Source organism: Pseudomonas sp. MWU13-3659 (assembly GCF_023757525.1).
Lineage (GTDB): Bacteria > Pseudomonadota > Gammaproteobacteria > Pseudomonadales > Pseudomonadaceae > Aquipseudomonas > Aquipseudomonas entomophila_E.
The window spans coordinates 134,274-153,514 of record NZ_JAMSHW010000010.1; the positions used below are offsets into that span (position 1 = coordinate 134,274).

At 56.5% G+C, this 19,241-nt stretch carries 18 protein-coding genes, 1 tRNA gene and 5 pseudogenes; 10 read left to right on the forward strand and 14 right to left on the reverse strand.

What is annotated here, in order from left to right; genetic code table 11:
* The first annotated feature begins 6 nt into the window (after positions 1–6).
* From ybgF to NGM28_RS15000, 4 genes are all read left to right on the forward strand, one after another.
* Positions 7–816 carry a tol-pal system protein YbgF gene (ybgF, locus tag NGM28_RS14985; RefSeq protein ID WP_213657924.1) on the forward strand — a complete coding sequence of 270 codons (810 nt, stop codon included), beginning with the start codon at positions 7–9 and terminating at the stop codon, positions 814–816.
* A 160-nt stretch (positions 817–976) separates the two neighbouring features.
* On the forward strand, positions 977–1,624 hold the full coding sequence (gene queE / locus NGM28_RS14990; RefSeq protein ID WP_213657923.1) for a 7-carboxy-7-deazaguanine synthase QueE: 648 nt from the start codon (positions 977–979) through the stop codon (positions 1,622–1,624).
* Positions 1,625–1,634: 10 nt separating this feature from the next.
* Entirely contained in the window at positions 1,635–2,309 is a 675-nt protein-coding gene (queC, locus tag NGM28_RS14995; RefSeq protein WP_252090609.1) for a 7-cyano-7-deazaguanine synthase QueC, read from the forward strand.
* A 60-nt stretch (positions 2,310–2,369) separates the two neighbouring features.
* A tRNA-Lys gene (locus NGM28_RS15000) sits at positions 2,370–2,445 on the forward strand.
* A gap of 343 nt (positions 2,446–2,788) precedes the next feature.
* Here the strand turns inward: NGM28_RS15000 and NGM28_RS15005 are convergent.
* The 5 genes from NGM28_RS15005 to NGM28_RS15025 all read right to left on the reverse strand — a co-directional run bounded on the left by NGM28_RS15005 (position 2,789) and on the right by NGM28_RS15025 (position 7,355).
* Positions 2,789–4,039, reverse strand: coding sequence for a site-specific integrase (locus NGM28_RS15005; protein ID WP_252090610.1), 1,251 nt, complete (start codon positions 4,037–4,039; stop codon positions 2,789–2,791).
* A complete protein-coding gene (gene mobH, locus NGM28_RS15010) occupies positions 4,036–5,931 on the reverse strand; it encodes a MobH family relaxase (protein ID WP_502943857.1) in 1,896 nt (631 codons plus the stop codon). Before mobH ends, NGM28_RS15005 begins: the two co-directional genes overlap by 4 nt.
* 94 nt (positions 5,932–6,025) lie before the next feature.
* Complete coding sequence (locus NGM28_RS15015; RefSeq protein WP_252090612.1) at positions 6,026–6,670, reverse strand: DnaB-like helicase N-terminal domain-containing protein; 645 nt, start codon at positions 6,668–6,670, stop codon at positions 6,026–6,028.
* 44 nt (positions 6,671–6,714) lie between these two features.
* Complete coding sequence (locus NGM28_RS15020) at positions 6,715–7,068, reverse strand: type II toxin-antitoxin system RelE/ParE family toxin (RefSeq protein ID WP_252090613.1); 354 nt, start codon at positions 7,066–7,068, stop codon at positions 6,715–6,717.
* Between the two features lie 8 nt (positions 7,069–7,076).
* Positions 7,077–7,355 carry a type II toxin-antitoxin system ParD family antitoxin gene (locus NGM28_RS15025; RefSeq protein ID WP_252090614.1) on the reverse strand — a complete coding sequence of 93 codons (279 nt, stop codon included), beginning with the start codon at positions 7,353–7,355 and terminating at the stop codon, positions 7,077–7,079.
* 111 nt (positions 7,356–7,466) lie between these two features.
* Between NGM28_RS15025 and NGM28_RS15030 the strand changes: the two genes are divergently transcribed.
* Complete coding sequence (locus tag NGM28_RS15030; RefSeq protein ID WP_252090615.1) at positions 7,467–7,820, forward strand: hypothetical protein; 354 nt, start codon at positions 7,467–7,469, stop codon at positions 7,818–7,820.
* Positions 7,821–7,860: 40 nt separating this feature from the next.
* Here the strand turns inward: NGM28_RS15030 and NGM28_RS15035 are convergent, their stop codons facing one another.
* From NGM28_RS15035 to NGM28_RS15060, 6 genes are all read right to left on the reverse strand, one after another.
* Positions 7,861–9,387, reverse strand: a complete 1,527-nt coding sequence (locus NGM28_RS15035; RefSeq protein WP_252090616.1) for a conjugal transfer protein TraG N-terminal domain-containing protein — start codon at positions 9,385–9,387, stop codon at positions 7,861–7,863.
* Positions 9,384–9,740, reverse strand: a complete 357-nt coding sequence (locus NGM28_RS15040) for a hypothetical protein (protein WP_252090617.1) — start codon at positions 9,738–9,740, stop codon at positions 9,384–9,386. The genes NGM28_RS15035 and NGM28_RS15040 overlap by 4 nt, the downstream gene beginning before the upstream one ends.
* 2 nt (positions 9,741–9,742) lie before the next feature.
* Positions 9,743–11,104 carry an integrating conjugative element protein gene (locus tag NGM28_RS15045; protein ID WP_252090618.1) on the reverse strand — a complete coding sequence of 454 codons (1,362 nt, stop codon included), beginning with the start codon at positions 11,102–11,104 and terminating at the stop codon, positions 9,743–9,745.
* A 20-nt stretch (positions 11,105–11,124) separates the two neighbouring features.
* A complete protein-coding gene (locus tag NGM28_RS15050) occupies positions 11,125–12,060 on the reverse strand; it encodes a TIGR03756 family integrating conjugative element protein (protein WP_252090619.1) in 936 nt (311 codons plus the stop codon).
* On the reverse strand, positions 12,060–12,479 hold the full coding sequence (locus NGM28_RS15055; protein ID WP_252090620.1) for a TIGR03757 family integrating conjugative element protein: 420 nt from the start codon (positions 12,477–12,479) through the stop codon (positions 12,060–12,062). The genes NGM28_RS15050 and NGM28_RS15055 overlap by 1 nt, the downstream gene beginning before the upstream one ends.
* Before the next feature lie 202 nt (positions 12,480–12,681).
* Complete coding sequence (locus tag NGM28_RS15060) at positions 12,682–13,044, reverse strand: hypothetical protein (RefSeq protein ID WP_252090621.1); 363 nt, start codon at positions 13,042–13,044, stop codon at positions 12,682–12,684.
* A gap of 136 nt (positions 13,045–13,180) precedes the next feature.
* On the opposite strand from NGM28_RS15060, the pseudogene NGM28_RS15065 reads away from it, so the two are divergent.
* Positions 13,181–13,457 (forward strand): annotated as a pseudogene (locus NGM28_RS15065) (IS5/IS1182 family transposase); the annotation flags it as partial.
* A 60-nt stretch (positions 13,458–13,517) separates the two neighbouring features.
* Here NGM28_RS15065 and NGM28_RS15070 read toward each other — a convergent pair.
* Positions 13,518–13,670: pseudogene (locus NGM28_RS15070) on the reverse strand (IS256 family transposase); the annotation flags it as partial.
* Between the two features lie 69 nt (positions 13,671–13,739).
* On the opposite strand from NGM28_RS15070, the pseudogene NGM28_RS15075 reads away from it, so the two are divergent.
* The 3 genes and pseudogenes from NGM28_RS15075 to NGM28_RS15085 all read left to right on the forward strand — a co-directional run.
* Positions 13,740–13,940: pseudogene (locus NGM28_RS15075) on the forward strand (transposase); the annotation flags it as partial.
* Positions 13,941–14,161: 221 nt separating this feature from the next.
* A complete protein-coding gene (locus tag NGM28_RS15080; RefSeq protein WP_252090622.1) occupies positions 14,162–15,148 on the forward strand; it encodes a YopJ family acetyltransferase in 987 nt (328 codons plus the stop codon).
* A gap of 131 nt (positions 15,149–15,279) precedes the next feature.
* Positions 15,280–16,260 (forward strand): IS5 family transposase, encoded by a 981-nt coding sequence (locus NGM28_RS15085; RefSeq protein WP_252090623.1) that lies wholly within the window; start codon positions 15,280–15,282, stop codon positions 16,258–16,260.
* Positions 16,261–16,400: 140 nt separating this feature from the next.
* Here the strand turns inward: NGM28_RS15085 and NGM28_RS15090 are convergent.
* Positions 16,401–17,456: pseudogene (locus NGM28_RS15090) on the reverse strand (IS256 family transposase); the annotation flags it as partial.
* A 275-nt stretch (positions 17,457–17,731) separates the two neighbouring features.
* Between NGM28_RS15090 and NGM28_RS15095 the strand changes: the two are divergent.
* A pseudogene (locus tag NGM28_RS15095) lies at positions 17,732–18,484 on the forward strand (IS5 family transposase); the annotation flags it as partial.
* Between the two features lie 59 nt (positions 18,485–18,543).
* Here NGM28_RS15095 and hopBF1 read toward each other — a convergent pair.
* Positions 18,544–19,152: a T3SS effector protein kinase HopBF1 gene (gene hopBF1 / locus NGM28_RS15100; RefSeq protein WP_252090624.1), complete on the reverse strand. Its 609-nt coding sequence runs from the start codon at positions 19,150–19,152 to the stop codon at positions 18,544–18,546.
* Positions 19,153–19,241 lie beyond the last annotated feature (89 nt).

Genomic DNA, 19,241 nt, shown 5'->3' on the forward strand with positions numbered 1-19,241 from the left:
GTTCTTATGCGTATGTGCCGTCGTGCTTTGACCGTCCTCGCACTCAGCCTGCCCTTCTCGGCGTGGGCTGCAGTTCCCGTAGTAGATGACAACGCGGGTGGCTATCCACCTGCGGGTTATGGCACGAGCGGCGCCTATGCCGGAGCAGGGGCTTCGGCCCCTGCTTCTGCAAACGGCCAGCTGTTCATGCAGCTGCAACAGATGCAGGACCAACTTTCCCGCCAGCAAGGCATCATCGAAGAGCTGCAAAACGATGTGTCGCGCATGAAGCAGGAAAACCTCGAGCGCTACCAGGATCTCGACCGCCGCATCGGCAGCGGTGCCGCACCTGCCGCGACTCCTGACAATTCTTCCACCGGTGGGGCCGTCAACGCCGCCACGGGTGCCGCTGCCGGCGCAAGCGCCGCGCAGCCACCGGCCGCCAGTGGCGAGCCGGGCGATCCGGCGAAAGAGAAGCTGTTCTATGAAGCTGCTTTCGACCTGATCAAGCAGAAGGACTTCGACAAGGCCAGCCAGGCCTTCGCTGCCTTCCTGCGCAAGTACCCCAACAGCCAGTACGCCGGCAACGCCCAGTACTGGCTCGGCGAAGTCAACCTCGCCAAGGGCGACCTGCAGGGCGCCGGCCAGGCCTTCGCCAAGGTCAGCCAGCTGTACCCGCAGCACAGCAAGGTACCTGACTCGCTCTACAAGCTGGCCGACGTCGAGCGCCGCATGGGCCACACCGACAAGGTCAAGGGTATCCTGCAACAGGTCATCACCCAGTACCCCGGCACCTCCGCCGCGCAACTGGCGCAACGCGACCTGCAAAAGCTCTGAGCAACACGTTTGAAAGAAACCCGCGCCTGTCGCGGGTTTTTTCGTTAGAATCCGTACCCCATTTTTTGTAAACACGCTGCCGCGGATAACGCCATGTCGAGTCCGCGACAGTGCCTGACGGAGGCGGACAGCCTGTTCAGCTGTCACGCCCGTGGCGATCATGCAAGACACATTACGCATCACCGAAGTCTTTTACTCGTTGCAGGGTGAAACGCGAACGGCTGGGCTGCCCACGGTATTCGTGCGCCTCACCGGTTGCCCCCTGCGTTGTCAGTACTGCGACAGCGCCTACGCCTTCAGTGGCGGCACTGTGCGCACCCTCGATTCGATCCTCGAGCAGGTGGCCGGCTTCAAGCCACGCTACGTCTGTGTCACCGGAGGCGAGCCGCTGGCCCAGCCCAACGCCTTGCCACTGTTGCAGCGCCTGTGCGACGCGGGCTACGAGGTATCGCTGGAAACCAGCGGCGCCCTCGACATCGCCGGCACCGATACCCGGGTAAGCCGCGTGGTCGACCTCAAGACCCCTGGCTCCGAGGAATCTCACCGCAACCGCTACGAGAACATCGAGCTGCTGACCCGCAACGACCAGGTCAAGTTCGTCATCTGTTCCCGCGAGGACTACGACTGGGCGGTCTCCAAGCTGATTCAGTTCAACCTGGCCGAGCGAGCGGGCGAAGTGCTGTTTTCGCCCAGCCACCATCAGGTGAGTGCCACCGACCTGGCCGACTGGATCGTCGCCGACAACCTGCCCGTGCGTTTCCAGATGCAGTTGCACAAGCTGCTGTGGAACGACGAACCTGGACGCTGAGAGAAAAGACATGACTGACAAACGCGCGGTAATCCTGCTTTCCGGTGGCCTGGACTCGGCCACCGTGGTGGCTTTGGCCAAGGCCGAAGGCTATGCCTGCTACACCATGAGTTTTGACTACGGCCAGCGTCATCGTGCCGAACTCGATGCCGCAGCGCGGGTCGCCCGCGACCTGGGCGTCGTCGAGCACAAAGTGATTGGCCTTAACCTCAACGGCATTGGTGGCTCGGCCCTGACCGACAGCACCATCGATGTGCCTGAGGCGCCGGGCGAGGGCATTCCGGTCACCTACGTGCCAGCGCGCAACACCGTGTTTCTTTCGCTGGCGCTGGGTTGGGCCGAAGTGCTCGAAGCCCGTGACATCTTCATCGGGGTGAATGCGGTCGACTACTCCGGCTACCCGGACTGCCGCCCCGAGTTCGTCGAGGCCTTCGAGCGCATGGCCAACCTGGCCACCAAGGCAGGTGTCGAAGGGCAGGGCTTCCGTATCCAGGCGCCATTGCAGAACCTGAGCAAGGCTCAGATCGTCCAGGCCGGTATCGCCCAGGGCGTTGACTACAGCCTGACCGTGTCCTGCTACCAGGCCGATGACGAGGGGCGTGCCTGCGGCAAGTGCGACAGCTGCCGCCTGCGTGCCGATGGCTTCAAGGCCGCCGGTGTAGAGGATCCGACCCGGTATTTTTGAAAAATTTATGATGGGGTGTTGATTTCCTCTGAGAAATCAGTAATATACGCGCCATCCAACGGGTCGTTAGCTCAGTTGGTAGAGCAGTTGGCTTTTAACCAATTGGTCGTAGGTTCGAATCCTACACGACCCACCATATTCACAGCGGTTCGTGAGTGCTAGAGAGGGGGGCTTGCCACAGCCATGTCTAGTCTTGCAGCCGTCTGGAGCGAACCTTAGGCCCGCTTCGACGTGATGTCAATATGGAATAGCCCGCCGCTTATGGCGGGTTTTTCCGTTTCTGGGTCAAAAAAGTCAAAGACTTAGCGCATTTTTGAGCTGTATCAGCTCATCCGGATCACGCCTCGAATGGATCCCAAATCCCGCGCAGCCAAAGGCATGACGCCAGTTTCCTAGCATCATGACTGGGGCAGGCTATTCCCGCCTTAAGCTGCTTCAGCTATCAGAATGGTGGCTGATTGCCTTTCGTCGATATTTCTCTATGGGGATGCTCGCGCGCTATACGCACAGCCTGCTCCAGCTGATGAAGAGCGCACGAAAGGTTTAGCACTCATGCTTGATGCCATCAGGCTGAAAAGCAGGGTGGGAGAAAAGAGTTCCTCAGGGGGAAGCGGGAGCTGAGAGCTGGAACAGAAATGTTCTAGGGGATATTGATGCCCAGGTGCAGGACCACCCCCTCCATGATGGCTCTGCTCCACAGTGCGTCGCCGACCGGAGTCGATACGGGCTTGGATTTGACCTGTTCGTGAGCCGGGCGCGGCGCTTTCATCGACGCGACGAACCAGGTGCAATGCGCCTTGCTGCAGGCTTCGCTCATGCAGCACGTCCCGCATATGGTCGTAGTCGGCCTCGATGTAGCTCATCGTCGTCGCGATGTTCGAGTGATTCAGCAAATTCTTGGTTAGGTGGATGTTCCTTTCCGGCTGCTTCATCAGATCCGTCGCCAGCGTGTGCCGGAAACGATGCGGCGTCATGCGAACCCCGAGCCTGTCGATCAGCTTCTTGTACATCGCTTCGACCTGGTCCGAGTTCATCTCCCGACGTTTGTAATGCCGAGAGAACCGGTTGACATTGAACAGTTGGTCTTCGGCGGCGAAGCCAGCTCGGCCAGCTTCATCCATGAGGCGCTGAACGTGCGGCGCTAACCCATCCATGATGGGAATGCGGAACTCGCGGTGTGTTTTCTCCGTTTCGCCGCGAACTAGGACCAGCTGCCGCTCCCAGTCCACATCCTGGAGTCGGATACATAGCAGTGCATTCAGCCTAATACCGGTGTAATAGAACATCTCGAAAGTTGCCAGCCAGAACCACGCTGGAGTGATCCTGGCACGCTCCCCGGTTGCGGCCTCCTGTTCAGCAAGGCTATTCAGCCACCGTCGAGCCTGGTGTATCGCTTCGCCGGCAATGATCTTGCTCGGTCGTTTCGGTGCGATGACCGTGGTTTTTTTGAAGGGGTTTGCCCCGGCGTCTGGCAGGATTCCGTACTCGATGCCATAGCCCCATATCGTGCGTAGATGGTTCGAGTATGTGTTCCAGCTACGCTTTGACAGGCCGCCCTCGATGACCTTGCTTCGCCAAGCGAGGATGTCTCGGCGATCAATGGTCTCCACGTCTACAGCCTTCCCAAAGTGTTTTTCCAGGGACTTCATGGCCGCGCCATAAATCTTGGCGCTCGCCTGTCTTAGATCATGGTCGACCAGGTACTCTTGCAGCAGTTCCTGAGGCGTCATTCTGCCGCCCCTTCCGTCACCCTGCGCAAGCTCGGGTTATTCATGGGCTGCTCAGCGAAAAGCAGCTTCGGGTCAAGTATGAGGTAGCCCCTGAGTTGGGTTGTCTTCCTCGGACCGATGACGTCGTAGGTCCAGATGTTCAGTTGCTTGTTGGTCTTCTGGTGAGTCTTCTCTTTTTCAAATGCACGCTGTACTTGCTGCCAGGCCGCTGTTCCCGGCTTCCCGGCACTTTTCTCCAGATCCGGATGTTCAAGCACATAGCGTTTGAAGATTCCTGGAGTTACCAGCATTGCCGTGTCATCGACGGTATGGATTAGGGCCTTGGTGTCGTTAATTATCAATTTGTGGGAGGCGATGCCTGCTTTTACCCAGGCGATGAAATTCCCTCCCAGTGAACTACTGGTAGGCATTGTGGTGACATCTTTTAGTGCAGCATTCCTTGCTGGGGCTGCTAGAGAATCTTCAGCCGCCTCTGCCTCTTCTATTCCTTGATGGGGAGGGGGGGCGGCCGCTGAGCCTTGGCTAGCACTTAGCTCTTCTGATGGCTCAGTGATATTACTATACAGTGCTAGAAGCTCCTCGCGCTCAGAAGATTGGATCCCTTCACTTGGGCCTGGTTGAACCAGTGGGCGAGGGCGCAGAGGTGGTTGATGGGTTTCGGCAACGGAGTCGATTGTGTCCTCCGGCACGCCACAAACTGTTTCTGCAGCAGGGCTCGGCGCGACGGCTGCTTCCTGCTCCACATCCACGGTGAGGGATCCGCCGTACTGCTCGGGACGATCGTCAGGGTTGGGCCACACGAGCGCAGGCGATATCTTCAAGAAGGTGAAGTTGTTCTTCCAGCCGCGGCCATTATCGATCGTGGCTTTCCAAATCGCTTTATCCTGGGCGTTTGTCTGGATAATTGCCTGGTCCTGGAGCATGTTGAAGAAGGGGGCGTTGGATGTTGGTACTCCCTCGATACCCTGGGTCAGCATGTATGCTCGGAGCTGGTCTGCGGCGGGTTTACTCACCAGCCAAAGCGCATCCTGCGTCAGCCACCCATCCGAAGGCCCGTCTGGGTGGTTTAGCTTGAGCTTCTCCCGCACAAGGAACCGCAAGCCATCAGCCAGCTGACGCTGAAGGGACTGTTTGGGGGCGGCGAGTGCCCGCTCTGGATTCCCGCCCAGTTGCTGGGCGACGGAGGCTTTATCTGCCTGAACCACAATTTCTGCCAGGATGCCGGCGTGCTCGTGTTGGCCGGCGAGGAGGTATATCAACTGCCTCCACAGTTCAGGGAACCCACTGAGCCAGTCCAGGATCCCGCTGTCCAGGACCTGCGTGTAAACCAAGGCTGATGCAGCACCATGCAGTTGATACTCCCTGCCTTTCACGTACCTGAACCTGTAGGGCCGGGTGATAGGACCATGCCATGGGTGCCACAGTTGCCCATCCTCGAGCTCCACACGAACATCAACCGCAATCTTGCCCAGATCATGCAGCAACGCGCCGTAGGCCGCTGCCGCTGTCCAGGCTTCTGCCTGAGCCGACTGTGACTCAGGTGGAGCCCCGATCGGCAGGAGATGTGTCTGACGGATCTTGAGAGCGTAAGCCATGATCTCCAGGCCATGGTCCAGGAGGCCACCAAGGTGGGCATGGTGATGGTTCTCTGAAGCAGGGAGCAGCTGCACCAGCTCGGCGTAGCGCTCGAGTGGCTGGCGATAGAGGGTGTTGAACTGAGCTCGTGAGAGCGAAGCCCGACGCCAGATGTTCTCCAGGAGCTGCTGGCGGAGTGGGCTCTGCAGGAGCGCTGCAGGCTTCGCCGGCAGGTGGAAGCCTTGCGGTGAGGCTTCTGGCGTTGGCTTGGCCGCTTTGCGGCTCAACCATGAGAGGAGTTGCATAGGTTGCTCCATGGGTACACATGGAGCGGGCTTTTCCCTGAATGGCGGTTTGCTATCAAGCTTAAATCAGCAGTCGCTCAGCCGCATATTTTGAGGCATATTGCCATCATTGCGCGAAGAACTGCTCAGCCTCAACCTCATCCGCGAACGAATAACATACCCATTCTGAGTTGTCGTCCAGAAGCTCAAGAATGAGTGGTGCCTCGTAGTTTACCAATTGGGTACCAGAACTATACCAAGATGCTCCATGATTCCAGCCATGTAGTAGAGCATCTTCCAATCTTACAATACAGCGAAGACCGTTTTTGGAAGTCATCGCAAACCTCATTTTTGCGAAGCCTTGAAGTACATGTGCAATTTGCCAGGTTGCAAGGTCCGGGCTCTTGATCGCGATATCTCTCAGGTATAACAGTCCGCCAGCCTGTTCCAGCTTTCCGGACTTCTCTAGTATCTCTACAACTGTCACTACGTCGAAGCTAGAGTTAGCTTCTATCGCTGTTTCAATCCCCCGGAAAATTAGGTAATGCTGATGGCTCGTGAACCAACTTGGTTCAACGTCTTGCACGAGGTCCCTGTCGTTCCAGAGCATAAGCAGCCCAAGAAGGTCGCGTTCAGCCCTTTCTGCTAAGACTTGGTACTCTGCGGGTAAAGTGGGCATTGGCGAAAATAGCTTCGAAAAGGCAGTTGCATCCATCACAGAAATCCTTTTGGTCCAGCCCTTTCGGATAGGGCTTTTACCCTTGTGGTCCATTCCATTATCCATTTAAATCCATTTGCCTCTGAACCATTTACCTTTTACTCCTGATGCAGGTGGTTCAAGTTCTGAGCGACCTCCATCGCGTCATGGAGAATGCGTAGTATCTCAACTGCCTGGTCTGTCCCAGTACGGTAGAACACTATATGCCGGGGGCTTAACAAGCGACCGTCAGCCACTTTCATCACGTTGAATGACAGATGCAGACTGCGAAGACCCGGTGAAAGCTCATCGCGCATCATGCTGCCGGGCAGTGTCGGCTGTTCCGCGATGGAATGGAATGTTGTCTGTAGCAGGTCTTGATACCGATTCCTGACGGACTCACCGAGCCTCACCTGTGTGAAACGGAGCGTATCGGCGATGTCGGTGCGTGCCTGGGGTGTCATGCGAACCATGATTCTACTCATGCCTTGTCACTCGCCAGTCTTCCAAGATTGTCGAGGTAGGCCGCCAGATTGGCCGGGTCGATTTCATCATACTGGCCTGCTTCGACCTGCATGATTCCTACTGATGTCGCGTTCCGCAGTGCATCGAGTCTGGCTGCCTCAGCTGCTTCATGCTCGAGCAGCATCCGAATGCCCGCTCGCACGACCTCGCTGAAGTTCTGATACCGACCAGTCTTAACGAGATCATCAATGGACTGCTCCATCGGCTTAGGAAGGACTACGTTATGGGTTGCCATAGATGTGGACCTGATGAGTGGTATGGCACTTTATGCCATGTCTCTTGCGAAATTGCCAAAGGTGTCGTATACATGATGGCAAGGTGCTCTCACTGAGCAAGGAGATGGAACATGACTACAGCAACCAAAAACTCGATTGCCTTCCGCTTGGGCCGGGCCTGTGGTGCAGTGGTACGCTTCTGTCTCTTCGACAAGAACTCTCTTGTACGGTGGGGTAAAAGAGTGGTGGTTTTTACCGCCTTAGCTCTGTTCCTAACCAATTCGCTGAGCGCCATTCTTGGTTCACTTTTAAGCATCGGCTGTGTAGGGCTGTCTATCTGGGCTTTGTCGACAGGGAACTCCTCTCTGCTTTCAGGCATGCTGAAAGAGGATGCCCCTGCTCGCGGATCAGACGATGATTCATACAGGGCACCCTTCTACGGTGAGCATGAGCATCCTGATTACAATATGCACTTCAAGGACTGATTCTGTTTCAGGTTATGGCCAGGTCTCTGGCCATAGCCATTTATGTTGACCCGGATTTTATTGCGTCCTTGGCTACACTCCCTCCTTGCGATCCAGCGGTTTGTATATCCTTCGTTCCGTTGGTGAGCCCTCCGATGATATTCCCCGTTTGTATCCCTGCCCAGCCGAGAGCAACTACCCAGAAGGTGGGGAGGATGAGGAACATCGAACCCATTACGAAGTTTAGAATCGCGTCTTGCGTGGTGGTATTCAACCCCATCACAGGATCAAAGGATAAGTGCGGAGAGCCCGAACCGTACAAAACGTCGATGATTGTGCTGTCGACCCATCTTGCAAGTTGAAACCAGAAGTCTACGAATATCAACGCGAACATTGTTACTGACATGGTCATGGCAACTTTCAGCTGATAGGCCCCGATTATCAGTACCAGTGGAATGCAGATGACCATGGCCATCTTGAGGAAGGCCACTACCATCGGTAAGGCTTGGCGCACCATGTCCATGGCCGGGAAGAAGGCCAGCGAGCCGACTGCGACCCCCAATGTGCCCCCTGCCCGAGCAAGGCCATTCCATACGGTTCCATCGATCTGCCCGCCATAGTCGGTGTAGACGTCTCCATTGACCTGGCTGGATGGCGACACGAGCTGGCGAATCATCGAGTCGGTGACTTCCTCCTGGGACAACCACTTTGCCCACCCGAGGAACTGGTTCAGCAGGCTTGGATCGACTTGGGCTTTCAGACGATCCCGCAGGCCGATGTTCCCATCTGACCACCACTGCTTGCAGGTGGGGTAGCCACCACCGCCGGTCACCTGGGGCATGCCATCATCACGCTTCGTGTCATACGGCCAGGATGCGCGTGGTGTTCTGGAGTAATCCGTGTCGTAGTAACCGGACGTATTGAGCAGGTAGTGAGACCCGATCCAGTTCAGGTCCTGCAGAGCCTTCTGGTCTTTGGCGATCGACCCAATGTCAGGCTGACGCATAAATAGGCGCGCGCGGGAAGGACCGAAGCAATCATGGGTGAAGTCAGCTACCTCTTGCGCAAGCAGAGGGTTGCCGATCCTCATCGCGTCGACCTCCATGCGCATTTGCCTGAGATCGGTACCGCAGGGGATTGATGCAACGGCACCGCTATTCAACCCCTTCGACAGCGCGTGGACGAGCGCCCACCAGACCGGCACCTTCGCGCTCTTGCCGGCCAACGAACTGAAGGTCGTGTTCCAGCCTGTCTCCGAGGGGGCCGGCGTCAGCACCTGGCACTGCTTCCCCCGCGCCTGGTCAAACTGCAGAGTGTCAAACCCCACAGAGATGGCTGGCACAGCGCACAGTGAAACAACCACGTACCCGACATACAGCTGGGTTTCAATGCGAGCCAGGGAAAGTACCCCCTTGTTGCCCTCGTCGGCGCCTTCTCCTCGGACCTTGATCCACTCCCGGGCGACGATGATGATGAAGGGCAGGGCGAACAGGCCCGTGTCGGAGATCATGTCCCAGATCCCGTTGTTGATGATCCACCCTACAAGGGTGAGGTAATACTCCAGGTAGTCGTTCGTGTAGAGCGTCATAGCACCTCCGACCAGGTTATGGGTGCTTTCGAGATTTCGATGATCACGAACAGCAGGAGCACCAGAAACTCGATCCGCTGAGTCCCCCTGGATGGTTGACCAGATTCAGCCCCGGGCAGGCGTGCCTTGAGTTTCAACCAGGCGAAGACGATGCTGCCGTAGAGGGCAAGTCGCCATAGCAGCAGTGGCAGGTAATTGCCCTCGCGCCACTTCAACCAGGTGTCGAATGCGCCCAGATGATTGACCGCGATGATGCCGAGCAACACGCTCAGAACCAGCATCACCACGCTCAGTACCACGCCTCCCAGCAGGACCTTGAGGGGGTGTACTTTTTTCTCGACATCTTCGGCCATGGTCACTCCTTGCCAGCAGGCTTCTGCAGCTGAAGCAGGCGATCCTGCTCAGGAGCCGCGTCGTAAACCGAGCGAGAGTTTTCGGAGCGCGCCTTGCTGCGCTCGATGATCTTCATCGGGGAGTTGTTGGCGAGCTGCTGCCGCATGTCGAGCTCGGTCTTGAGGTTGCTGATGAGCTGCTGAAGCGTGTCGACCTGGCCGAGCGTGGCCTCAACGGCAAGCTTGTTCGCATTCACGTTGGGTTCCTTGCTGCCTGTAATCAGCATGCGCTGCAGCAGGAGTCCTTTCTCCAGGACATCGGCCAGGGCGACCTCGGATGCCAGGCGGGAGGCCAGCACCGCCTGATCCCGCTCGTCGCGGAGGGCTGTAACGACGCCGCGGGTGATGGGGAGGGAGTCGCTGCTTGCCTCACGCAGCTTCTCAGAGGTGATCTGTGTTCTGGGCTTCAAGAGCTCCTGCAGTGCCGCGAGCTTCTTGTCGTATGTCTCCTGGATCAGTGGCGTCAGGCCCACACCCGGAGTCGAGGTGGTGGTGCAGCCTTCGCAGGTCTGGAGCTGCTGCTCACCCAGGACGCGGTTTGCGAACTGGGCGGCTTCGGCCGGAGATTCCCAACTGCCGCACACCAATCCATTGGAGCAGCTGGACTGCGGGATGCTCGAGGTGTCCTGAACCGCGCGGTTGTTGAGGAGGTTGTAGCCTGCTTTGGCGACGTCTCCAACCACTTTGATGGGCTGCTGCCCATTGCCACCGGCCTGTTTCCCGCCTACCCAGGTCACGCCATTGGATCCTGGTGCTTCCTCGACCTGGTCAACCACAGCAACGGCATCGGAGCCGGATGCCAAGGCTTGCCCCATCTTCTGTCCCTCGGCAACCTTACCCCACCCCATCTGGCTACCCGCAATATCGGCCATCCGCTCGGCCATAGCCCTGCAGGTTCCCTTCGATCGGTCGTAGTCCAGGCGCGCCTGCAGGATCCCGTTCGTCAGCAGGTTGTAGAGGGCGGGATTGGCTCGCTGCAGGATCAACGCCGGCAGTGACGTGACTGCGCCGGTCGCGTTCTGGATGACACTGCCCATGATCTGCTGGAAACCCTGAGTAGCGCCGTTCAGCTGATTCTGCAGGGTGTTGCTGAGGTCCATGTTTCCGCAGACCAGATTGTTCTGCCAGCCAGCGCCGACGGTGATGCTTTCCATCTGGCCAGCGCTGCCCATCTGAACGGCGCTGCCACCACCGATACTGTAGAGCACGTCGTCCCCGATCACGCTGCCCTGGGATTCGACCTTGATTGGATCGGCGGCCTCGGCCACGGACCAGGCGCTGCTCAATCCAGCTGCGAGAATGATGGCGGCGGTTAATTTGTTCATAGAGATCTCCAGGTCGTATCTCATTGGAAGTCAGTGCTTCCCAGGAAGGTCTGACCCTTTCGCTGGCAGCATGAATAGGGCCGCCACAGGGCCCAGGCATAGGCTTCGTCGACCGCGTCGGCATTGGGGCCAGGGGAAGGGAACACGGCGCAGGTGGGGCTCATGGTTGGCGTGAGTGACTGCCACTTGCCTGTGCTGGCATCACCTTCTTTCAGTTCCCCGGCAGGCCAGTAGCCTGGCTCCGGTTGGGAGCGCATCGGGAGGTACACGTGGGGCTGCCCGACGCGGGTTGTGATGTCACCGGCGCGCTGGGCGATGACTGCACCGGACTTGAAGTCGTCTACCTGGTGGATAAACCCGCTACGTGGGTAGATGCTTCCCCACATGTCGGCTGAGAGAAGTCCCCCGACTTCACGCATGCCAGGGATCAGCGCCTCGGGATAGACGGATTCGGGAACCCCGTACCGCCATGCGAGTGTGTCCAGCGTGCTGAGCATGTAGGGCACGTATGGGGTGGTCGCGCCGTGGCAGGAGTATCCGAAAGAGCTGGCAAACCGGCTGAACACAGCGGCTCCAGGGTGGCCGATAACGTCAGCCTCCTTGAACTTAGCGATGTTGTTCTCGGCGTTGTGGTTGGTGGTTCCATCATGGCCGGCCTGCGCTGTCGCATTTGGGGCACCCATGGGGCTCACTTCTGTCCAGGGGTTCCCTCCTGTGTTGGCATATGCGGACACCACCGCGTCCGGGATGTAGTGCCGGACTTTGGTCGAGGTTTTGACTTTGCAGCCGATGGGCGTGCAGAGCAGCCAGTAGCAAATGCCGACCACTTTGTACTCCAGGCAGGTCGGTGAGCTGGTGGATGCGATAATCGCCGCCGAGCTGATGGCCGCAGAGGCTGAGAACGGTAATGCCGACGTGAGAAAACCCGCCAGGGTGAGTCGGGAAATTTGCCTCATCATCGCCCCCTTGCCTGGTTAATGGTCTGCATGGCGGCCGTCACGTCGGGTTGGCCGAAAACCACATACCGGCGATCAACCACCACAGCCGGTACTTTCGAGACGCCGAGGCTCCAGGCATCAGCATTGGCCTGTTGGGCAACGGCCAGCTGTTGCATCAGTGCTGCTCCGGCCGGGGTGCCCATAAATTGTCTTGCGGCGAGCGCTGCCTGGTGCGGGTTGGGTGGTAACTTCCTGGACAGCTGCTCCTCGATGCGCTGCTGGTCATCGAGCTTGATGACACGCACATCTGCTGGCACTGAGGTCAGTGGGTGCGCAGCGTCTGTAATGGCCCATGTCTCGGCATGCGCGGTGCTGTTGGCCAATGCGACGACGAGCAACAGGGCTGCTTGCGATGAAGGCAGGGGGATGTTGAACATGGGACTTCACCTGAAATGGGGGGACCGATACAGGAAAACGGATTGGCCGTTCAGGCGCACCAGGAAATAGATATCTGAAGGTGCTTGGATTTTGCGGGAGAGTAGACGCGCGGCGAGTCCACCATTGAGGCAGAGCAGCTTAAATTTGCGCAGCATGGCCCAAAGCTAACTCCCGAAAACAAATGACCGCCGTTTTATGTTGCTAAGCAATCGATCCGGTGCCGAGAGGGAAGAAAGCCAGTACACACTGCGGCTTCTGCTCAATACACAGGGAGAAGTCATGATTTTCGATATCGCTAACTATTAAGACCCGGTGAAATTCAGAGCGCTTGGCCGGCCTAAGTGCCCCAACGCCGATTGCCGCAGCGAGAACTTGGATGTATCGCTCAGCGAGCATCTGTTCGGGCCGTGTAACGGTCAGTACGAAGTAGTGTGTTGCCGTGATTGCATGACGTTGCTTGCAGCGTACCTGATTGCAATCATGAATGTTCTGAAGGGCATCCCTGAGCAGGATCAGATCACGCACCCGAAGGTCTGAGACATAAACCTCCGCGTAAGTTTTCAAAGGATACTCCCGGATCACATGTTCCGGGGGGGGCTTTCGGCCAAAACTACTAAAACGGGCGACCAGAACGTCTAAGAAGGTGTAGACAAAATAAATTAAACTGTCCGCTCCTATCTGCCAGGACCGCCTTGAAGTCATGCTTCGAACCGGACGCCCGCCCTCGATTGCCGTGGAGCAGTACCCACTGCTGGTCAAGCATGGCTCATGCTCACCCCTATTCCAGCCAAGCTGAATTGGCGCGTGCATTCCTTGCTGAAACGGGTATCACCGCTCATCCCGACACCTTTGCCAAAGCGTTGAAACTGGCGGGGATTACACGCGTAAAGCAGCGCACCAAGGGTAGCTTTCAGTCAGCCGAGCCTCGCAAGTCCTATGGCTACAACGAAACGCACCGGCGCCAGCTGCTGGAGCAGCGAGATCGTGTCCCAGGAAGTGGTGTAACTCATCATGGCTCTGGCCACTGAGTTTGCCGTTTAGTTGATCACGGCCGACAGCTTGGCCTGTGGATTATCGCTGACTGCTTCAAAGGCCTCCAACTGCATGTAACGTCGTTGCAGGCACCACTCGTCGTTCTGCTCCAGCAGCATCGCGCCTACCAACCGCGTGATGGCCGGATCGTTAGGGAAATCCTGAAAAAGACTTCCCAAATCTGGTGAAGTACGCCGATCCCATTGCCCGACTTTTACGATGAGAAAATGAGCTTCACTGACGCCGAGTACGCCGACAAGCGCAATCAGACCCGCAAGGAGTTGTTCCTGATCGAGATGGATCAGGTGGTGCCGTGGCTGGGCTTGATCGCCTTGATCGAGCCGCATTATCCGTAGGACGAAGGCGGTCGTCCGGCCTACCCGTTGATGGAAATGCTGCGCGCGCATCTGATACAGAACTGGTTCGGCTTGATCTGAGTGTTTTGGATCAGTCCGGCGCTTTTGTAATTGGCAACCACTGAAATCAGCCAGAAATTCATGGCTATTTCAGATCATCCTTAATTGACAGGCATTACCTATCAGGGTGCTTTTTGTGCTGCATGCCGAGTCCAGCACCCACGTACCAGCAAGCGAATTGCGCAGATAACTAAACTAAAAAATGACGACCACATCCAATAGAGAACTTTAGCATGACAGTGAAAGCTATCACTCATGCATATTGGGTAGTGGCCACTCCTGAAAACGAAAGCCCCCCAGAAAGGCAACCAGTTAATGAGCAATTGCACAATTATCGACTCAGTCGAGCGAGGCATATGATGTTGAAAATCCCAGCGATCTCCCTGGCACAAACCAATTTAGCAGAGGCCAGTTCTGCAAAGCTGCTTTCTTATCAGAAAAATTTGAATCAGTGCATTGCTGAGGTGAACCAAGCACTGCATTCAGATCACTGGCATACAACCCGCTTCGACCATCACGACGTCGGACTCATGCCTGGTTTGATTGAGTATGCAAACCGGTCAGCGCCTGGGTTTAACCTCATGCTCGCACCTTCGCCGAGTTTAGCCGTCAACTGCATTCAAGACGCCCTGGTGGATGGCGTCAGCTCTGGCAGGATTATTGTCAATATCGGCACAGAAGGTATCCATTGGAGTGCGCTAGACTTTCGCGTAATGAACGGCAAGTGCTCAATTATTTCTTTTGAGCCCAGCACCTTCCTGAATCATGGGCCAGCCAAACTCGACAGCGACCTATCCCAACAAATCGCCAAGGGGCTTCACGGGCGAGAGCACAGCTTTTACACGATATTCATGGACATCCAGCGAAGTGCGAGTGAATGTGGGATTTTCAGCCTCGTGACCGCAAAGAAGCTACACAAACACCACGATGAGATTACAGCCTTGCATGAGCTAAATATCAAAGGCGATATTCAAAATCACTACAAAGACACTATTTTGCCACCTGTCTTTATGAAGCATGCTCAATCTAAGAGTCGACTTGCCCAATATATCGATAATCATCCGGGGGGCGATACAACAGAGATTAACAAAAAGAAGCAAACGCTGGTAAATCACCAAGCATCGTACCTGGCGACTACCCACGGAAAGGAAATGGTAACGTCCATCCATGAAAAACGACTGGATCTGTATCAAAAACTGCAAAAATTCATCACACCCTGACCCACGCACCACACCATAGTGCTTTCTATAGAGCCGGACACAACAGGCAGCCCAGCAATGAATGGGCAACCTGTTCCAATGAGGACTTCCATATTTGGCAGAATGCCTGATCTCAACCGCCGAGACGCCTGATGAAGCAGATGACCTTCGCTGATGCCGAGTACGCCGGCAAGCGTAAGCAGACCCGCAAAGAGCTGTTCCTGATCGGGATGGATCAGGTGGTGCCGTGGAAAGGCTTGATCGCCCTGATCGAGCCACATTACCCAAAGGGCGAAGGCGGTCGCCCGGCCTATCCGTTGATGGCGATGCTGCGCGTACATCTGCTGCAGAACTGGTTTGGCTACAGCGACCCGGCAATGGAAGAGGCGCTGTATGAAACGACGATCCTGCGCCAGTTTTCCGGAGTGAGCCTGGAACGAATCCCGGACGAAACCACTATTCTCAACTTCCGACGTCTACTGGAAAAGCATGAGTTGGCGGGTGGGATTCTCGGTGTCATCAATGAGTATCTGGGGGATCGTGGCTTGTCGTTGCGCCAGGGCACCATCGTCGATGCCACCTTGATTCACGCGCCCAGTTCGACCAAAAACAAGGACGGCAAGCGCGATCCCGAGATGCATCAGACGAAGAAGGGCAATCAGTTTTACTTCGGCGCCAAAGCCCACATCGGCGTCGATGATGAGTCGGGTCTGGTGCACAGCGTTGTGGTCACTGCAGCCAACGTTGCCGACGTCACTCAGGTCGACAAACTGCTGCACGGCAAGGAAAACGTGGTCTGTGCAGATGCCGGATACACCGGTGTCGAAAAGCGCGAGGAGCACGCGGGGCGCAGAGTCATTTGGCAGATTGCTGCCCGGCGCAGCACGTACAAGAAGCATGGGAAGCGCAGCGTCTTGTACAAAGCGATCCGCAAAATCGAGAAGGCCAAAGCCCAGGTTCGAGCAAAGGTCGAGCATCCTTTTCGGGTGATCAAGCGCCAGTTCGGCTATTCGAAAGTACGTTTTCGAGGATTGGCCAAGAACACCGCGCAGATGCTGACGCTATTCGCTTTGTCGAACCTGTGGATGGCACGCCGACATTTGTTGGCGGGAGCAGGAGAGGTGCGCGCGTAATGCAGGAAATGGCTGCTGCGAGGTACCGTGCAGTGGTCGATGGCCCCGAAAAACAGAGACTGCTGATCAGGTTTCAACGTGCGGCGTTTTTTGAAGTATTGGCTGCTCGATAGCCGGAAAATATCCGGCTATTTCAGACCATCCTTAGGAAAAATCCCCACGACATCGGTGCGGCGTTTGATTTCGGCGTTGAGCCGCTCGAGTGGATTGGTGCTGTGCAGTTGCTGGCGGTGTGCTTTGGGAAATGCCATGTGCGCCAGCACTTCATCCTCGCAGCCATCCATGAGCGCCGCGATCTTGGGGTACTTTTCGCGCAACTGATCAGCGACTAAGCGCCATTGCTGATGACATTCGGCACGGCTGTCTTGAGCGAAGACCGTGCGCAGCAGTGCCGCCACCATGGTGCGCTGGCCCTTGCCGACGTGGGCCATGGCGTTGCGCATGAAGTGCACACGGCAGCGCTGCCAGGTTGCGTTGAAGACCTTGGAAACAGCTGCCTTGAGGCCTTCGTGAGCGTCGGAGATGACCAGTTTCACGCCCCGCAAACCACGTCGCATGAGGCTACGCAGGAAGTCTGTCCAAAACGGCTCGGCCTCTGACGGCCCGACCCGCATGCCCAGAACTTCGCGGCCACCGTCAGTGTTTACGGCCACAGCGATTATGACGGCGACCGAGACGATGCGCCCGGCCTCCCGCACCTTGACGTAGGTGGCATCGATCCACAGGTAGGGCCAGTCACCTTCAAGCGGGCGATCAAGGAAGGCATGAACGCGTTCATCGATCTCACCGGCTAGCCGTGAGACCTGGCTTTTGGAGATGCCCGTCATGCCCATGGCTTTGACCAGCTCGTCCACCGAACGCGTTGAAACGCCTTGAATGTAGGCTTCCTGGATCACCGCTGCCATCGCCTTCTCGGCAGTACGTCGAGGTTCGAGAAAGCCAGGAAAGTAGCTGCCCTGGCGCAGCTTCGGGATCTTCAGGTCAACGTCACCGGCGCGGGTTTGCCAGAGGCGATCCCGGTAGCCGTTGCGGCTGTTCGTCCGGTCTGGGCTTTTGACATCGAAGCCGGCGCCGCACAGGCCTTCGACATCGAACTCCATCATGCGCTGGGCAACGAACTGGATCATTTGCTTGAGCAGATCAGCGTCTGCCCCTTTCTCAACCAACTCGGTCAATGCGATAGTGGGCTTGGTCATCGTGGTTTCTCTGGTGAAGGTTAAGTCCGCAAACTCAACGTTAGCCAAGAACCACGATGACCATCCTCTTTCGCCCGCAGGGCGCCTTCGGCTGGTTCAGTTACACCACTCCCCGGGACACGATCAGCAGCCGATATCCCAGCTGCTTGACTGATGCTGAATGGGCACTGGTCGCGTGGCCTGGAGACCGCGTCAGATGTGAGCCTCAAGGAGCGCCTGCCCAATCCATCATCGGAATGCTGGATGGTCAAAGATTTATATTTACCATCGATAGGCAACCGCCGCTCCATTCTCGACGGACGCTGCTTGAGGCCTGTTGCTATGTAGTACGCACGGGCTGCTCATGGCGAATGCTCCCCCGCGAGTTTCCTCATTGGGACAATGTCTACAAGACCTTCCGCCGCTGGAGTGCCCAAGGCAAATTCGAGCAAATGCATGATCGCTTGCGTGCGCAGTGGCGTGAGAGGGAAGAGCGCGCTGACAGCTCTTCGGCGGCCGTCCTGGATGCTCAGTCGACCCGCAGTTCGCCCCAGGGCGGTGACAGCGGCTACGACGCCGGCAAGAAGGTGAAGGGGCGTAAACGAAGTTTGATAGTCGATACGTTGGGCCTGCTGCTGGCAGTGAGTATCAGTGCTGCAAGCGTGCAGGATCGCGACGCGGCAGATGCTGCGGTAGCGTACTCGAAGGAAAAATATCCGTCATTGAATACGCTTTTCGTCGAGAGTGCCTACGCAGGAAAGTGGGCTCAACGTACGCATCAAACGCACGCAATCGATGTTCAAGTGATCCGTGGGCCAAACAATAGAAGAACCGGGCAATGGCGCTCAGAGCAGGGAGATCTGTTTACTGTGGCGCCTGCACCTACCGGCTTTGTAGTTATGCCCAAGCGATGGGTTGTTGAGCGGACTCATGCCTGGAATGAGAGGGCTCGGCGGCTGATCATGCACCACGATCGACTGTTCGCCGTGAGTGAATCTTGGGTATGGCTAGTCGAGGCACGCATCCTCGCACGCCGACTCACTACATGATTTTGTCTACACCCTCTTAAAGGCGCTGCAGCAGCATGTAAATCGAGTATGCTTGTTCTCTAATCACTATCAATATCCAATAGATTCTCCAATGCGCGCGCACGAAGCTCCTTGACTTTGTCGATACTTTTTGCAGGTGACGTGTGAGTTATGTCGCGCGGATCATTGATCAACACGTTGCCGTTTATGTCGATCAGAAATTGCAAGTCTTCGATATGTATTGAATGCGATTTAAGTTGTGTGATGATTGTGTCGCAGTCGGCTAGAATACATTTATTGAAATTGATATCGCTCGGAAGAACTCTTTTATTGTTGATTAAGTCTTCTGAGTCGAGCGCACTATGAATATAGTATTTTTCTACACCGAACAATTCATTGTACTTTACTAGCCCACGCACACTGAGTACCGGAAATCCCAATTCCTTAAGTCTCTGGGACACGGACATTTCATTTTTTGCGCAGTCCTCAGGAGAGGTATTACCAGTCGTACCTGGACGGAATAGGCAGAGGCAGTACTGTGCGTTGTCTGAATGAAATATATCTTTTTGACTGCCCTCGCCAATTTTTTGGCCTATATAGGCGACGTCACGAAATAGCTCCGTGCTTTTGCCTGTGTGTGAGGTAGATACTTCGGCATGTGCAGTTGCTGCGCCTGAAATCTGAATCATATGATTGCTCGGAAGGGAGGTTGAAGTTCTATGGCCGATTAGACGTTGTGAGTGAAGCTTGGGTATGGCTGACAGAGGCGCGATTACCC

Bases quoted from the DNA above. Each gene is read 5' to 3' on its own strand.
- ybgF (WP_213657924.1), top strand. From the start codon at position 7: ATGCGTATGTGCCGTCGTGCTTTGACCGTCCTCGCACTCAGCCTGCCC.
- queE (WP_213657923.1), top strand. From the start codon at position 977: ATGCAAGACACATTACGCATCACCGAAGTCTTTTACTCGTTGCAGGGT.
- queC (WP_252090609.1), top strand. From the start codon at position 1,635: ATGACTGACAAACGCGCGGTAATCCTGCTTTCCGGTGGCCTGGACTCG.
- NGM28_RS15005 (WP_252090610.1), bottom strand. From the start codon at position 4,039: ATGACGCCTCAGGAACTGCTGCAAGAGTACCTGGTCGACCATGATCTA.
- mobH (WP_502943857.1), bottom strand. From the start codon at position 5,931: ATGGAGCAACCTATGCAACTCCTCTCATGGTTGAGCCGCAAAGCGGCC.
- NGM28_RS15015 (WP_252090612.1), bottom strand. From the start codon at position 6,670: ATGGACCACAAGGGTAAAAGCCCTATCCGAAAGGGCTGGACCAAAAGG.
- NGM28_RS15020 (WP_252090613.1), bottom strand. From the start codon at position 7,068: ATGGTTCGCATGACACCCCAGGCACGCACCGACATCGCCGATACGCTC.
- NGM28_RS15025 (WP_252090614.1), bottom strand. From the start codon at position 7,355: ATGGCAACCCATAACGTAGTCCTTCCTAAGCCGATGGAGCAGTCCATT.
- NGM28_RS15030 (WP_252090615.1), top strand. From the start codon at position 7,467: ATGACTACAGCAACCAAAAACTCGATTGCCTTCCGCTTGGGCCGGGCC.
- NGM28_RS15035 (WP_252090616.1), bottom strand. From the start codon at position 9,387: ATGACGCTCTACACGAACGACTACCTGGAGTATTACCTCACCCTTGTA.
- NGM28_RS15040 (WP_252090617.1), bottom strand. From the start codon at position 9,740: ATGGCCGAAGATGTCGAGAAAAAAGTACACCCCCTCAAGGTCCTGCTG.
- NGM28_RS15045 (WP_252090618.1), bottom strand. From the start codon at position 11,104: ATGAACAAATTAACCGCCGCCATCATTCTCGCAGCTGGATTGAGCAGC.
- NGM28_RS15050 (WP_252090619.1), bottom strand. From the start codon at position 12,060: ATGAGGCAAATTTCCCGACTCACCCTGGCGGGTTTTCTCACGTCGGCA.
- NGM28_RS15055 (WP_252090620.1), bottom strand. From the start codon at position 12,479: ATGTTCAACATCCCCCTGCCTTCATCGCAAGCAGCCCTGTTGCTCGTC.
- NGM28_RS15080 (WP_252090622.1), top strand. From the start codon at position 14,162: ATGACAGTGAAAGCTATCACTCATGCATATTGGGTAGTGGCCACTCCT.
- NGM28_RS15085 (WP_252090623.1), top strand. From the start codon at position 15,280: ATGAAGCAGATGACCTTCGCTGATGCCGAGTACGCCGGCAAGCGTAAG.
- hopBF1 (WP_252090624.1), bottom strand. From the start codon at position 19,152: ATGATTCAGATTTCAGGCGCAGCAACTGCACATGCCGAAGTATCTACC.